Origin of the sequence: Paenibacillus sp. NRS-1760 (assembly GCF_050467785.1) — a bacterium.
GTDB lineage: Bacteria > Bacillota > Bacilli > Paenibacillales > Paenibacillaceae > Pristimantibacillus.
In genome coordinates this window covers 16,290-33,604 of sequence record NZ_JBITPK010000027.1, presented here as the reverse complement: position 1 = coordinate 33,604, position 17,315 = coordinate 16,290, and the positions used below count along the sequence as shown (strand labels likewise).

Below are 17,315 nucleotides of genomic sequence, written 5' to 3'. Positions count from 1 at the left end.
GCAATCTTTTCTTTCGTTTGTCTTGCTTGTTTTGCTTGCTGTCCGCGTGTGTCTCTCGGCCAGAAATAGAATATACCATGTACTCGTCTAGTAATGCAAGTGTTTTTTAAAAATAGTTTATAAACTTTAAATATAACGAGATTTATGTTCTATAGTCTTACTCTTCTTCTAATTAGGATGCTTCCATTATTCATACCACGCAAGCACCTTCCTTCATTAGAGAAAGGTGCTTGCGTACAGCTGTTGCAGCCTAGCACTTAATAGATAAGAACAAATTGAACGTCTGCTCATAACCATTCAAATTAAATATCAAACAACCTGCCTCCAGCAGCTTCATATAAACGAGAATACATTTTTAATGCATAGGTATCTGTCATTCCAGCAATGTAATCGCAAACCAATCTGGCATTCATCCGATCATCAGCTGCATGCCAGCTTAGCTTTTTATCTTCTGGAAGCAGGTTTGGATCATTGAACATCGCATCGAAGAGCTTTTCAATTATTTTGCCGCCGCGCCATTCAAAGGTTTGAACCTTCTGTGAGAAGATCACATGCGTTTCGACCAGCTTCTTCAAATCCTCCAGCAGCTCCATAGCATCCTCAGTAATTACTGCCTTATAGCGCAACCGGCTGGAGGAGAATGCAGGCTGGGTCTCAACAACCGTAATCTCATGTATGAATCCAGAAACCAAATCAGCGAAAAAACGCTTCGTCTGTTTACGCCGCTCCCCGCTGTTCTCCATAAAAACCCGTAAAGACTCTGCAATTCTAGCGGATGAAATATGCTTATGCTTATTTGCTACCTCACATAGATCATCTATTTTGATCATATTAAGCTTGAAGGCATCTTCTAAATCATAGGTTGCGTAAGCAATATCGTCTGCGAGCTCAATAATAGAGCATTCAAACGTTTTATTTAAAGTCTTCTTATGTTTACCAGCCTGCAAGTCGGAAACTTGCATGAAATAAGCCTTCTCTTCAGGCGAAAAGCTCTCAATCACCCACTGAAATACATGCTCGTCCTCTTCAAAAACACTGCATTTAGGCGGTTTGCCCGTGATCTCGGGATTATTAACTTGCTTCATGCTGGCTGGGTATTTCAAAATGGACAATAAAACAGCTCTTGTTAAATCAAGGCCCGTTTCCATGTCCCCATCGCTATTCGTATTCGTCAAAAGCCTGAACGTATGCGCATTCCCCTCAAAGTTAAGCTCGAATGCGCTCATGCATTTATTCAATGCACGTTCGCCTTGGTGCCCGAATGGTGGGTGCCCCAAATCATGAGCTAAAGCAGCTGCCTCAATTAGAGAAATATCTATTTTACTCTCCGTCTCTTTAAAAATATTGCTTTTTTCATTTAAGGTTGTGGCAATTCCTCTTGCAATTTGAGATACTTCAAGGGAATGTGTAAGCCGTGTTCGGTGAAAATCTCCTTCGCTTATCCCAATCACTTGAGTCTTGGACTGTAAGCGACGGAAAGCTGCTGAATGAATGATTCTGCCAAAATCACGTTCAAAGTCATCCCGAACTGAAATTCTTTGCTTCGCATTTTCTATATTAATATGCCTTTGAATATCCGTATCATTATAAAATGAATTTGAAGAATGTTTATAGAGAATCATAGGCTCGCTCCCAGCTCCTTGTCATTTAGAAACATTTTAACAATATATGGTCTTTATTAGAAGAGATCGCTGAACAATTCATAAAGGAGAGCTTTCGTTTGGGAAAAATATTCGCATTTTATGGCCCTTCCGCTTCAGGTAAATCCGAAATCCAGAAAGAGCTGACCCTTAGCGGCTTTCAAAAAATTATTACTTCAACAACCAGACTCCCGAGGCCGAATGAGTCAGACGGGATTCATTATATTTTTATGGAAACGAGCCAGTTTGAAAATCACATTCGTGCAGATGCCTTTATTGAATGGACACGATACAACGAGCATTATTACGGTACACTAAAATCCAGCATTGAAGAAGTATTCGATCAAAATAGGAATGCCCATATTGTAATGGACCTTGCTGGCGTACTCGCTTTAAAGAAGCGGTATGATCATGTGATTGCGATCTATGTAGGTGCGGATGTTGAATCCATTAAAAGAAGATTGGCAATAAGAGGCGGAATGCCTGAGGAAATCGCCAAAAGGGTGCAACGCGCGGAGGAAATTGAACTAAAGAGCGAGTATATGCAGCATGCTGATGTGATCATATGGAACCATGATGACACCCGCTTTAATGATACAATGACGCAGGTCAGAGAGATCATAGCCGCTCATGGTTCATTTTGAGACCATCCAAAAAAAAAAATCAAAAGCTCAACCGCGCTTAGTATGCGTGGATGAGCTTTTTGATAACTTTATTTAAATAAATGCAAAAGCAGCGCTTTTTGAACATGCATCCTGTTCTCGGCTTGCTGATAGATGATGGAACGCTCCGACTCCACTAAATCCTCCTCTATCTCGAAGCCCGGATGGATAGGCATGTCATGCATAAGATAAGGCAAGTGTCCCGCAAGATTGCTTCTGTTCAACTGATAAGGCAGCATCTTCTCCATTCTTCGCTTCTTCTCATCTTGATAGTGGTCTTCATAAAAAAACTCCATATCGATCCAAGTGTCCGTATATACAAAATCAGATCTGGCTGCCGCACTAGGCAAATCAATAACCTTTTCAACAAATCCACTTTGAAAAGCCTTTTGCATAAGCTCCTCATCCCAAGATGGCTTGTTAATGATCGGAGTAACTAGCAGTAGCTTGATTCCCACTGCCATACACCCTGCGACCAAAGAATTGGCGACATTGTTATGAATGCCAACGTACGTAAGCGTTATTCCCGTAAAAGTACCTGCGACCTCATAGATGGTCATCAAGTCCGCAAGAGCCTGGCAAGGATGATATTTGTCGCAGCAGCCATTAATGACAGGGACCTTGGAGTACTTGGCAAGCTCGAGCAAATCGTCATGTTTCTTCAGTCTCGCCATAATCACATCGCAGTTTCGTGAAGCATACTGCGCTTCATACTGGATAGGAGAAATGCTGAAGTTGCTGGCATCCCAATCCATAACGACTGAGTACCCGCCCATTTGGTTAATTCCAGATTGAAACGATAGATTCGTACGAGTAGAAGTTTTCTGAAAAAGCATGAGAAGACCTTTTCGCTCTGCTGCGTGGTAATAGGCCTCTGGGCTGTTCTTTATCTCGATTCCTTGCCTGATGATGGAGTGAATGGTGTCCGCGTCGTACTCTCTTAGTGATAATAAATGAGTCATGATTTCACCTCTAATGAATATTTATACGATATAATGTATTTATATTCAATTTAAGGTGAAGGATAGATTTTGTCAACTAAAGGAAAAACAGACTATTCTTCGAGTAGAATTAATTACGTTAGCGGCGAAACTAAATCATAAGAAAAAACACCCTATCTAGCCATACATGATAAATGGCTTTGACAGGGTGCTTTCTAGTAATTGCGATATTCTACATCATGGGTTGAATAAATTATTTCATCACTCTTGATACGATCCTGTAAACCAGATTTCCCAGCCTGTAGTAATCCTTGAATTCCGTAAGTACCTTCGTACAAGTCTGACCGATCATCGTCTTAAGAATAGCGACACCAATTTCAAAGCGATAAACATCCCATACCGCATCAAGAGCATCGAGGACGTTATATCCAGAAAGAGCTGTCATAATGACGGAGTCCTTATAGTCTACTCTCTCTGTGTTTCGCATTAGCTTAGTCGCCTCACCTATCCTTACTCTATCGCCCCGAAGAGTCGTCAATGTAATGATAATGGCAATTTCATTATTGCTGAGCAGCATGCGTTCCGCACTGGACAGATCATCGTAAAAAGCTTGCTGCTCACGTGTCGATATTTCCTTAATAATCAGATACGTCTCATCCAAGTTGTTGTTATTAGCCATCCGTATGGCATCGCTAAGCTCTACGAGAGTGATCAGCCCAGAATCAAGCATACCCTTGGCTATCTCCTTAAGCGACCAGTGACCCAGCTCAAGCAAATTGTAAGGAACCCATTGTACGTGGGCGTTTACCGCCAGCAGCGCTCTAGTAAGCTCAGCAATTTCCTTGAATCCTCCGTCGTACAAGAACTTGGAAATATAATAAAGACTGTAGCCACTGCTGTGCAAAGCCTTCGAGAGGTCGGTGGAAGGAATACCTAACTGTCTCAAAATAGAAATCGTGTCGTTATCCCAATTAAAGGTGTATCTTAAGTATTCACCGACAGCGTATCCGTTTTTATGCAGCCAATATAGTTTATTTTCGAGCGTCCGCTCTTTCATGTACCGAAGCGCCTCTTCTGCGTTATAACCATACTCCTTCAGAAGTGTAAAGATCGAATCTTCTCGCGCATCGTACCGATTCAGCGTGTTCAAAATTTCTCTACCGTCATAACCGCGATTTTTCATTTCCTTCGCAATATCGACCATAGAAACGCTCGATAAAGTCATCTTGACGGTTGTGAATACGCGATATGCATAGCTGGTACTGTTTACGTACCCATTCTGCCTCAGAACGTCAATGATGTCTCCCGCTTTTGAATACCCCAGCTTGACGAACAGCGCCGATTGCTCCTCGATTGTTGTTGCCGTCCCTCTGCCAGCCGTGAAGAACATATAGAAAGCACGGATAATGCTGGCACGATCAAAACCAAGCGTCAATAACGTGTCGATCAAATATCCGGAACGATCAGGACCAAGCAGATTTTGCCGTTCAAGCTCGGTAGCAATCCCGGCGGCGTCCGTCCCTTTCGACTTCATACGGGCAAGGTAAGCAATTAACGGGTTGCCGCCGAATACTTCACCTGCGGCCATCCGAACCTGCTCCTGCGGAATCAAAGTTTCCGGAATAGTTTCCATTATCGTGGCTGCATCCATTTGAAATAACAGCTTCATAGCGAGTACGATATCGGCGACAGTGAATTTGGCTTTCATAAACCGCACAACATTGAGTGGTACAAATGCGGTCGTTGCCGGGAAAATATCTTCCAATACCCTTAGATTTGTGTTGGTATAATAGACTCCCACTATAGCAAGCCCTACCACTTCCGCCGGATAATAGGGAGAAAGCAATTCAGTAACTGCACCTGAGTCTAGTTTATAGTCAAACCTGAGGTATTGGACAATTTCCTTAATTTCATAGCCGGCATCCCGCAAGAACACAACCGCTCCTTGTGGCGTCGCAACACCTTTCAGCTTAAGGACATCCTTGATAATGCTCACCGGAGCAAAAGCCTCTCCGTACACTTTATTAAGCGTTGATTGAATGGCTGCTTCTTGATAAACGGCAAGTCCCTGAAGAATCACAAGCGACTCTTCTCTCGTCTTGCCATATTGCTCCTTGCTCGCCTTAACGATGTCCTCCATGCGGTAGCCTGCATGCAAGAGCTGATCCGCCATAGCTTCAGCTGATGTTGCTCCACCTGCTTTGATTACTTCGATTAAAGCGCCGTTCACCGCTTGTCCGTACACTGCATTTACACTGCTCAGAATGACGTTCAGCTCGAACAGCTGACTGCCAATTAGCAATGCTGCGGTTTCGCCGGCTGTCTTGCCGTAAAAGCCTTTAACCACGCGTACGATATCTATCATCGGAACGCCTGAATTCCACAAGTAAGGAATGGCCGCTGTTTCGTCCGTGATTCCCCCTTCTTCTAGATACTGCAGCGCCGTAGACTCTGATGACTGCCCATAAACGGCAGCTACCGTTACTTCAATAACCTTTTCGTTGTCCACTTGGAGAGCGGTTAGAACCGTTAACGTTTTGTCTGCTGCAAATCCAAAATAATCCTTAGCTGCGCCCACAATATCATGAAGCGTATAGCCCATGCCTCTGAGGAGCGGAACAGCATCCTCCAGCGTATTGATTCTGCTCTTCTTAAGCAGGCTGGATAAGCTTTCCTCGATCGGTTTTCCGTAAACTTCAAAGACAGTTGCTACTAGCTCATTAAATGAATATCCATTTGTTTCGGAGAGAATAGCTAGTGTCTCACCTGCTGTCATATGGTAATAATCCTTGGCAATTCGGATAATATCTCGCAAGCTATAGCTAAGCTTAAGCTGTGGAATTGCATCCGCCAACCTTCCGATGCCCAGATCGATCATGGCCTGAATCGTAACCTGCTCTAACGCTAAACCGTAAACAGCAGAAACTTCCGCCAAAATCCGGCTCTCCTCATCGACTGCACCATCCATTAAGGCTTGTACCACTTTAGAGGAATCGAGAATGTAATAATCCTTCCCTACCTGAATCATATCCCGGAGGCTGAATCTCATCTTTGTCAGATAAGGGATTGCATCCTTCAATGTCACCAGATGCTGAGCCTCTAAAGAGTCAACAATGCTTGCGTTTTGTGAGCTGCCGTAAACATTCGATATAGCAGAAAGCACGTCGCTCTGGCGATACCGGCCAGTATCCAGCAGTGCTTGAAGAGCTGCACCCGATGAAATACCGTAACCATCCTTTGCCATCTTCACGATCGATACTAAGCTGAATTGCGCCTTATAAGCAAGTTCAATTCCACTGGCAAAGGATACTGGTCCTTCTGCTGCCTGCCGCTGATACATCGTTAACTCAACGGATTGATTAAAAGCTGAAGCTACTGCCTGGATGAGCACATTGCTTGACGACAAGTATACCGCTGACAAGCGAAGCGCGATCACCCCAGCCGATTGGCCAAAATGGTTTTTGCCAACGCTCACGATATCTTTAATCGGGAAACCTGTGACGTATAGATAATTAACCGCTTCATCAAAGGTCGTGATCCCTTGCTGCTCCAACGCGCCTGCAACTGTTTCATCAAGTCCTTGACCATATAAGGATGCAAGGCCAAGCAGAATATCGTCGATGTCGTTAGGATATTCTTTTGCCAGCAAATATGAAGCTTCGCTCGAAGTAAGCTGATAATAATCTTTCAGGCTGTGAGCAACAACGGATAAGGAATAACCGCTCATTCTAAGAAATGCAATACCATCCTTAGGCTCCTTGCTGGACGAAGCGTCAAGCAGACCAGCAATCGTCACTTGCTCTTGTCCGTACAAAGACTGCAGAATCGCTATGGTCGATTTCATATTACCCATTCTTCGGGTGTGGATGAGAAGTCCTTCCATTACTTCTTCTTTCGAATATCCACCCTTAATCAGTGCCGGCCCAACCTTGCCTGAGTCAAAATAAGACGGATACAGCGCCCCCAGCGTATTGATGACAGAAATGGCCGTTGCGCCTTGCTCCTTCAGCACTTTGATCCAAATCGTCATAGGGTCTCCGCCATAAGCAGCAGCGATGGCAGTACCTACTTCCTCTGACGAATAGCTGGCAAGCAGAAGCGCAGACGCCTCTGACGATGGCAAGCCGTATTCCGTTCTAAGCACTAATGCAATATCCCTTACCGAGTATGGAGCAAGGCGTGTGATGACTTGCCCTATCGTTAGCGGTTCGGTCCGTTGGTTCAGATAGGCGGCAACCTCACTAGCTGCTATGCCTTGTTTGCTGAAAGCCCCAATCCATTCCGTCCAGCCCCGCGCTTCAAATGCCTGTGCAATTTCCGTGAATTTATACCCCGAGTCTTTTAGCGCTGCGGTCAAATACGGCAATCCTTTCGCACGTACTCCGCCAGTAGGATAAAGATTAATTGTTCCTTCAATAATGTCATCCAGCGTATAGAAGCTAGAGAGGCTCATTGCCACTGTCGCTTCCTGTATTGACGTTCCCGGGAACAAATATTGCGAGTCCTTTACAACCGTTGATACACTGCAAGGACATTTAAAATAATCAAATGCAGTAGTCCTTTCAAGCTCTACCCATTGCTGCAGCGTCAAGCCTAGCTGAGCTTTTAGAGCTTGTCCAATGGCTAGCTTCTCCCAGCTTTTGATGCTTGTGAGCGAACGGGCCAAAGTAGTGGCATCCATACTTACCGTTTCATCACTTGCAAAAGTCGTTCGAAGCGCATGTAATACATCTCCAGCCTCGAAGCGGTCATAGCTGCGGAAGATAACTTCCACCGCATCCTCCATTGTGAAGGACGCGCCTCTGCGAATGACGGCATTTCGAATTGTGCTTAATCCTTGCGCGGTAGACATACCCGACTGCCTCAGCAGCGTCAGAGCTTCCGAACGGCTGCTGGCCATTCGATTATTCAGAATATAAGCCGTAAGTTCCGCAGGCTCATAACCAGCGCGAATTAATGACAACAGCATCGTCTTTCTTTGGTCGCCCTTCACCCCCGGATACAGCACGCTGATGGTCGTAGCGATATCAGCCCCGAAGCTTTCTCGAAGCAATCCCGCCTTGCTTTCCATGTCATAACCATGATCCGTAAACCCTCTCATAGCCTCACTTAGTCCAGCCGCTTCTGAACCCCATGCGCCGAGTACGGCGCTAGCAATTTCACCGATCCCGTATGATCCGCTTTTCATAGCGCCAACAATAACGGCTGCACCATCGCCGGAGGCTTGAATACCTTTGGCGACCTGGGCAGCAGCAATACCTGCCGCCAGCATAGCTGAAGCTGTTTGTTGCTTATCGAAGGTGCTTTTTAAGATAACATAAGCTTGTCCTGTCTCAATGCCTGCTCCCAAGTAAGTCAGAACAGCCTCGTTGACGTCGCTGAACGAATATAGATCTCGCAGCGCAATTCCTATATTGTTAGCAGGATAACCAGCACTGCCAAGCAGTTTCGCATTATCTACGCTAGATGCGGCATAAGCCTCTTTAATGACAACTGCGGATTCTGCTGCCGTGAATTTCGCGGCAGCCAAAGCTTCGATGGTGCTCTCGTTCGTTAAGCCGTAAACGGATTGAACAGCATCCCTAATCTCGCTAATACTGTACTTGCCTAGCTTCAATGCCACAGCGGCGTTTCCGCCAGTTTCCGCATAGGTATAACGCAGAACATAGGCGGATGAAGCGGTTGTTACTCCGGCTAGCTTAAACGACGCCATTATATCTCGAGGCTGATAGCCAAGATTACGAAGCGGCAGTGCAATGTCTTCAGCTTCATAGCCAGCTGTCACAAAATCCGGTATCAAATTGACATAGTTGGAAATATAGCCAGACGCGCTTAAAGCCTGGAACAAGGTAGGCGCATCAGTATCTATTTCGTATAATAGGCGGATGAATGCACTCCAATCCAAACCATATTCTTTCTTGACCGCTTTTGCGTAGTTCGCTGGGGTAAATCCAGCTTGCCGTAGCAGTCTTAAAGACTCTAACGCAGACTTGCCATAATCAACCCGCAGTACATGCACAGGGTAAACGGCATCGTACTGGGTGGAATGGCTTTGCAGGAAACCATCCAGCGTAGCGACATTAGCTACCTGGAATTCTCCAAAAGTGGCCAAATACGTCTGATTAACTGCCTTGACCCGGTTGATGCCGCTATAAGCGACGGCTATCGTCGATGTCGAACTGATAACCGCCCCGCTGCTGCTCCAAGTCAACTCGATTTTCGTTGCATCGGAGGTCAGCCTTGTCATAACCCCGCTTTGCCATTGGTTGTTAATTTTCACAGAAAACGTTGACCCCGAATTAACAGCAGCCAGCGGCTTATCAAAGGTCAGGGTAATGGCTTTTCCGTTTTCACTCGATACGGCATCGATCAGCTCGGGAGGTGTGCTCACGTTGCTGATGATCGTATCCCCTCCAAAGTCATGCCCGTCCTTGCTCAGACGAAGCTTAAACTCCTTGTTATATCCGATATATTCATTAATAAAATAGGTTTGCCCAAAGTCCGGCGTTGAAACAGAGGTTGGGCGATACCAGACTGCGCTGCCATTGTGCATTTCGATATTCAAATTTTCTATCGGAGCACTAAGGAGCAGATTAAATCCATTTTCATTCACTCGAACAAGCGTCGCAGAGATAACAATCGGCACGTAAACGGCATTTAATTTTTCCTGCCCAGCAAAGATATAGCCTTGCTTGCTAAAAGCTGCGGTGTACGTTTGCCCTTCAACCACATTCGCTTTAATTAAAAACGACCCTGTCTCTACACCCGCTGTCACTCCAGTGACTGTGACCTCTGTCCCATCTTTAGACAAGAGCTTCACATCTTCCGGCTGCAGATCTTTTGGACCCGCTCCAACGAAAGTGATCGTCAAGCCGTTTCTAGTCGCAGCTAAACTTTTCGGATATTCCGTCATCGGAATATAAACATCCAGCGGTCCTTCCACCACACGATCCGGTATTTGAGCAATCAGCTTGTAATTCACACCTGCTGACAGCGGAGTAATGATGTTGTAGATTCGTCCTGCATCTGGCGCATCTGGGTTGTTCCCATTCGGATTTACAAGCTGGAATCCAATTCCTCGTCCCTGGTCATCAAGCAGTGTAAGCCATGTGCCATCCATATTACGGACTGCTTTGCTTAATTCTAATGTGAAAGCGTTAGTTGTAATATGGCTTGCTGTCATGCGGATAGGCACCTGCGCTTCCGGTATAGGCGCAGCTGGAACAAGAACCGGAAGTCCGCTGCTGAATGCGTAGCCGCTCTTCGTTAAAGTCAGACTGTAAGCCGCTCCCTCTTCGAGTGAGGCATGTACCGCATATTCGATACCAGCGTTCTCGGCTGTAATAGAGGCGATGGCAATCGCAGCACCTTGACTATTACGCAAGCTAAAGTCACTTGCACGCAAGCCCGGAATAGCCGAATCAAGCAACACGTTAAACCCATCCTTACTGACACTTGATAGAGTTGGATTTACTGGTACTGGCACATAAGCGTTCAATGCCGCTCCAAAATCATATCCTGCTGCTGTTATGATCAGCTTGTACGTTTTCCCGCCTTCAAGCGCTGCGGATAATGTGTACGTTCTTCCACCGTTATTTGTTGTTGCAGCTTTTATAATTACCGACTTGCCCTCGGCATCCTTTAGCGCGAAGCTGCTCGCAGACAGTCCGCTTAGTCCCGGTGCAACAAAGACGACAAGTCCCGACTCGGCAGCGCCTTCCACTGTCACCGAAACCGCGCTTGGCAGCAAAGCCGACAACGCTTGTCCAAAATCATACCCGCTCTTGCTTAGCGCAAAAGAGTAAGTTTTGCCTCCTTTATAAGAGGCTTTAATCCGATAGGTTAGTCCGTCATCCTCCGTAATGACCGAAGCTGCAGTAAGCCGATTGCCCTCCTCGTCTGTGATAGCCACATGGCTTACATCCAAATCCGGTACAGCAGGGCTAAGACCAATGACAATTTCCGAAGCTCCTGAACTTAACACTGCAGCATTTGCAATGATTGGAACGTCAACCACAACTCCGCTTCCGAAATCATACCCGGCTTTGGCAGCGGTGATTGTGTACTGCTCCGCTCCCCAAAACTCAGCTTCAATTAGGTAGCTATTACCCCCATCACTCGTGGTTGCGGAGGTAATTGCCTTTGTACCGCCCTCCACGCGTTTAAGCTGGAAGTCACTTATTCGCAAATGAGGAACCGGCTGATCTAAATGCAATATAAAAGCTCGATTGTTCCCACTAATCATCCCGCCAAAACGAACGCCTACAGAGCGAATGGAGAAAGCTAGCGGATCACCATAGTCGTAACCCATTTTTGAGATGAACACCGAATAGACCTTATCAGGAACGATTGCGATGCCTAGCTCATACGAATAACCTCCATCGTTTGACACGTTCGTGCGAATCGCAACGTTGACCCCGTTCTCATCCACTATATGAATATCCGAAGTATTTAACATCGTTTGTTCCTTAAAATGCAACGTGACTCTCGAAGCCGTTGCTTGTACGGCCGAAATGGATCTCGAGTTTAGTGTAATCTTGTCGAGCGTAGAAAACATGTAGCCCTCTTTTTCAACACTAGCGGTATAGGTGATTCCTCCTTTTAAAGGAACCGTAACCGTATAGCTGGCTCCGTCATCACTCGTATGAATGGATTCAATTGCCACTGAATTTCCGTTATTGTCTTTAACCATCACGTCTGCGGCTTGAAGATTCGGAACCGACGGGAAGAAATAGATGGTGAATCCCTGCTGCGACTGGCGTAACAGTATCGCATCGGCACGAACCTTCAGCCCAACGGTCAGCGGATTTCCAAAGTCATATCCCGGATAAGTAATGACCAAGCTATATGTCTCGGATACATTAAAATCGCCAATGAGAGAATAGGATGCGCCTCCTTCGTAATGAAGCGTAAATCCGATTGGCCGGCCTTTGCTGTCTGTCAGCTTAAAGCTGTCCCCAGTCAAATCTGAAATAAGCGGGTAGACATCAACATAAATCTTCGTTGCAGTCGTACCTCTCAATTGAAGTGAGCCTAGTACGGGAATATCCACCGTGATCGGCGACGCTAGCGTAAATTCACTTCGGCTTAGCTCAAGTGAATATTTTGCACCAGTCGCAGCTCTGATCGCCACCAGATAAGTTAAACCCTGATCTTTTGTTGATAAAGAGTATTCCGAGTTTGGAATTTGCTGACCGTCTGGTCTTCGCAAAATAATGTCGGCAGGCTTCAAATCAGCAATCTTTTCACTGAAGCTGAGTTTGAAGCTATCTTTCTTCATCTCGGATACAGAAGCGGTAATGAGCTTGGTAAACACAAAGGATACTGGCTCGTAACGCTGATAAGTCAAGTCCGGCTTTACCTGAACGATATAAGATTTACTAGGAATCAGCGCTGCTTCCAATACATAGCTGCTTCCGAAATCCGTTGTGTTCGCCGAAGCTACGTTTATCGTTTCCCCTTGAGCTCCCCGAATAAAGAAATTTTTCTTCCCAAGTCCAATAACTGGAATGTCAAAATGCACGGTAACACCCGAAGCAGAAAATCCGGCAACGGTGGCTTCGGAAGGCACGGTAAAGGCTAGGTGGCTGAACGAATAACCATCCACCTCAATATCAAAGGCGTATGTTTGTCCGCGTGTCAAAGCAAACGTACCGCCAAAAGACATCTCAAAGCTCATTCCATCGGCAGACATGACGAGCGTTTTTGGGTGATAGCGTTTGCCCTGTTCATCTTTCACCGCAAGACCCTGCCCGTACTCTATTTGCCTTAGAGGAGTAGAGAAAGTAACCGCTACTGCTCCGTCTTTGGAGACGTCAGTAATAACTCCGGTGACCAATTGATTGACGTGAAACGTCGCCGGCCCGTCAAACTTCACGTAATCCTTGCGGAAGGCGATCGTATAGTCTCGACCACTGATCAGATTTGCACTGACATGATAGGATAATCCTCCATCGGCGGTTGTCAGCGCCATTCCGCCAACCCCATTGCCCTGATTATCTGTTAATTGAATATGAGCAGGCAATAATCCAGGAACTGCTTGCTCAAATGCCAGATCAAAGCCATTCATGGCTGTATTGCTGATGGTCGCTTTCCCCGCGTCGATCGTTTCTCCCGCTACAAATTCGATCCCCTGCGCCGGAAGATGACTAGGAAGACTTAGGTTATAGCTGCCGCCAAGCAAGTCTGCCTTCAGCCTGTAGGTAAGACCGCCATCCATTGTCACAGCGTCTTGTATCGTTACCCGCTCTCCTGTACCCTTGCGAGTCAGAAGAAATTGACCTGGTATTAACCCCGCAATAGCATAGCTAAGCTTAACCCGAAGTCCCGTATCGACAATCTGATCCGCCGAAATGGTAGTAACGACCGGAACATGAATGTTATAAATCGTCTGATCCATTGTCGCACTGACCTTCAGCACGTAATCACCAGGAGTCAGATCAGCAGCAATTCGGTAACTCCAACCGCCGTCGCTTGTCACTGCAGAGCGGAGTTTTATGGTGCTTCCGTCGGCCCGCTTGAGAACAAAGCCGTTGACTGTATCAATAGAAGCAGGAGGATTAAGAACAAAGGTGAATCCTGTATAGGAAATGTCAGTAATCGTGTTCTTCTCCGCGAGCGTAACCGATTTCGGTAAACCAAAGTCGAAGCCCTCACGTACAACGCTAATAAAATATGGTTTTCCTCTCACTCCGTTATAAGAGACAACATAAAATCTTTGCTGAGGGTCCCACACGACATTCGTTATGGCCACCGCGTTCCCGAGCGCATCCATGACCTTGAAATTATTGGCGGTCAAACCCGCTATATTCGGGTTAAGCCCAACCATGACATTATTCGGACCAACGCCTATATACCATGGGTTAATCGTTGTTCGAACAACGTTTACACTGTTTCCGAAGTCGTAACCCTCACTGCTTATTTTTAGTCTTATGGGTTGATACTGCATGGCCGCCGATTTAACGAAATAACTGCTGCCATTATCCAGAGTCGATACACTGTCTATTGCAATTTGATCACCGTTTGTATCCGCTAGAGAAAACGCTGCTGCGGTTAATCCCGGAACAGGTACGCTGAAGTGCACGATAATCCCTGCATTGGACGGATCAAACGCCGTTTGTTTCGATACGGCTATCTTCTCTGGAACGATAAGCGTACCGATCGTATAGCGGTCATCATCCACATCAATTCTATACCGATAGCTCCCAGCAGCCATTAAATCGGTTGATAGGATAGCCGAATGCCCATCCACGTTCGTTTGGACAGAAGTGACAGCAAGCGATTTGCCGTTTCCATCCTCTATTGTAATCAAGGCCTTAGCCAAATCGACCGTGTCGTTTGGGAAATTCAACTGAAAGCCTTGACGATTGACCCACTCTACAGTTGATAGAATTGGGGAAGGTTCTACCTTTAAGACAATTTCGCTGCCAAAAGCATAACCTTCTTTATTGAGCAATAAGGTATACGTCTCGCCTTTCGTTAGGGAGGAATACACTTCATACTCTTTGCCAATAGATACCGCGCTTAGCATATTAATGCCTATGTCCGCTCCAGCAGCATTCTTTAAAATAAAGCTTAGCGCATCGATAGCTGGGACGGTACGATCGAGCTCCAGTATGAAGCCGGATGTCGAGATGTGGCTAACGGCCGCATGGACAGCAATACTGCTGGGCGGGGCAACCGCAACGATAAGCGCCGCGCCAAAGCTGTATCCAGCTTTCCGTATCGTTAGTAAGTATGTCTCGCCTTCGGCCATCTCCGCTTTGACAGCATAAGTTCTGCCGTCATCATCAGTTGTGACCTCCGTCACTCCAATCTCAGTGCCTGGATCGTTTAACGCTAATGTCAAATGATCCTCTGTCAGCCCCGCGACAGGAGTATCCAGTTTAATTGTGAAACCAGCTGTACTTGCGCCGGATATTGAGGCCACTACAGATACAACCTCTGGATCAGTAATCGGTACGAATATCGATACTGCGCTGCCGAAATAGTATCCTTCCTTGGCAACCGTAAGCGAATAGGTTTCACCCTCGGCAAGTGACGCTGAGAAATCATAAGCACTGCTTCCCGTCCGCTCGGTTACGGAATCTATTGCGACACTTTCGCTGCCGTGCTTGAGTGTAAACTCAGCTTGCGTCAATCCAACAACCGACGGACTCAGCAGCAACGAGAACCCCGTTTTGCTGGACCCATATACGGATGCTGCAACCGAAATGGCAGGCTGCTCAGTCTTTGGAACTTGAAATAAAATCTCAGTCCCGAACTGAAACCCAGTTTTAGCAATCGTCAACTTATAAGACTCACCATCTGTGAGAGCTGCTGTAATAAAGTAAGAGCTGCCCCCATTAAGCGTAGAAGCTGATGCAACAGTAATGTTACCGTTCGCAGCGTTTTTCAGTGTCAGATGTGCTGCGGTGAGCCCTGGTACTGGCGCGCTAAACGCAAGTCTGAACCCTGTCGCTGCTGCTTGACCCGCAGTCGCGGTTACTGTTACATCAACCGGATCCGTTGGTCTTGGCGTTTCTGTTGGTTTGGGTGTATCGGTTGGTTTAGGTGTATTAGTTGGGCTCGTTGGCCCGCCCGGCGAACCAATTCCCCCGGATGCTCCACCTCCAATTAAACCACCTTTCTCGGTTACTTCTTTTTGAGCTGGCTCCTTCTCAAAAACAACGCCTAGAGAATCGACAATTGCTTTCTCAATCGTTCCTTTGCCTTTCACATTCGCTGGCCCATGCAGTTCCATGCTGCTAACGCTGACGCCTTCTGCAAGTGAAATGGTTGATGTCTTAACCTGCTCACTAACGGTTAATTTTTCTACAGATCCCGAAGCAATGGTTAACTGCACATCGCTCTTAACCTCGACTAGCTTAAACTTGCCGGACAAAATAACTTCGCCGGAAGAGGAGATCGTAATGCCCTCTATCCCGCTGCCTTCAGATATCGGAGATTCAATATTCGCCTCCGATTGCACATCCAGCTGTCTTATAATCGTTGTTCCACCGATGACAACCCTAACTCGTCCATCTGCTTTGTCGACGACGACAGCTGCTAGCTGCGAGTCATCAATATGTACGCTGTTCTGCCCGCCGCCGTTTACAAACGTGCTTCCAAGCACTTTCACACCTTTGAGAAACACATCTCCTTCGCCGACTTCTTTCCCAATAGTGAGATTTCCCTTAATCGTCACATTACGAAGAGTTGTGCCTGGAGCCTGAATGGTCAAATCGCCAGCGACTTCAAAGTTCCCTTGCGCCTTGCCCCATGTGCCCCCTGTTTCAAGAACCTTTGCGCTAACGGTTATTCCCTCTGCTGACCTAGTTGATTGTTTCAGCACTCTATCGAGCATCATAACGGCTTCCGCCCTTGTCATCGGCTGAACCGGCCGAAGCGTGCCGTCCGCAAGCCCGCTAATGTAGCCCGCTTCAACAATGGCTTCCAATGCATCGCGTCCGTAACCAGGAATGCTAGCCCCATCCTTAAACTCGCTGAGCAGGCTAGCCCCGTCTTTGCCTATTACCGGCACAAGGCGCGAAAGCACAACAGCTGCTTCTATTCGGCTTAGCTTCTGCTCTGGCCGAAATGTTCCATTGCCATAGCCTTCGATATACCCTGCTTCCGCGGCTGCATGCACTTGCACAGCATACCAAGCGGTCGGAGCGACGTCCGTGAACTGCTTAGTCCCCGCTCCTTTGAACGCGAATAGCCGGTTGACCAGCGTTACGTATTCAATCCGGCTTAGAGCTTGATTTGGCCTGAAGGTTCCGTCCTGAAAACCCTCAATTAAACCTTGGCCTGCCCACTCCCTGACGGTCTTCTCCGCCCAGTGGCCCGCTAGATCTGAGAATGCAGCGGGCACTTTGGCCGGAATTGCAGATGCCGCGAAGGCTTGCCCGCTCGCATTGCCTATGCCGGGAGCTACCAGACCGACAACTAGGCTAGCAATCATCATCCACTTGAGCAGCAGGCTCCTTAACATTCTAACTTTTTGTTTCCTCACAATGATTTCCCCTTCCATCTTCACCAATTGGCTTAAGAGCTTACTCTGTATTTGATAGAGCCCAAGTTCGGCAACG

The 17,315-nt window shown here is 46.7% G+C and carries 4 protein-coding genes; 1 reads left to right on the top strand and 3 read right to left on the bottom strand.

Features of this window, described 5'->3' with window-relative positions; genetic code table 11:
• Positions 1-302: 302 nt before the first annotated feature.
• A complete protein-coding gene (locus tag ACIFSR_RS33700; RefSeq protein ID WP_339207087.1) occupies positions 303-1,622 on the bottom strand; it encodes an anti-phage deoxyguanosine triphosphatase in 1,320 nt (439 codons plus the stop codon).
• 98 nt (positions 1,623-1,720) lie between these two features.
• Here ACIFSR_RS33700 and ACIFSR_RS33695 point away from each other — a divergent pair, with 98 nt between their 5' ends.
• Positions 1,721-2,284, top strand: a complete 564-nt coding sequence (locus ACIFSR_RS33695; protein WP_430063570.1) for a guanylate kinase — start codon at positions 1,721-1,723, stop codon at positions 2,282-2,284.
• A 68-nt stretch (positions 2,285-2,352) separates the two neighbouring features.
• Here the strand turns inward: ACIFSR_RS33695 and ACIFSR_RS33690 are convergent, their stop codons facing one another.
• Together ACIFSR_RS33690 and ACIFSR_RS33685 are read right to left on the bottom strand one after the other, a co-directional pair.
• Entirely contained in the window at positions 2,353-3,264 is a 912-nt protein-coding gene (locus tag ACIFSR_RS33690; RefSeq protein WP_430063568.1) for an ornithine carbamoyltransferase, read from the bottom strand.
• A 232-nt stretch (positions 3,265-3,496) separates the two neighbouring features.
• Complete coding sequence (locus ACIFSR_RS33685) at positions 3,497-17,239, bottom strand: S-layer homology domain-containing protein (RefSeq protein ID WP_430063566.1); 13,743 nt, start codon at positions 17,237-17,239, stop codon at positions 3,497-3,499.
• Between the last annotated feature and the right edge of the window lie 76 nt (positions 17,240-17,315).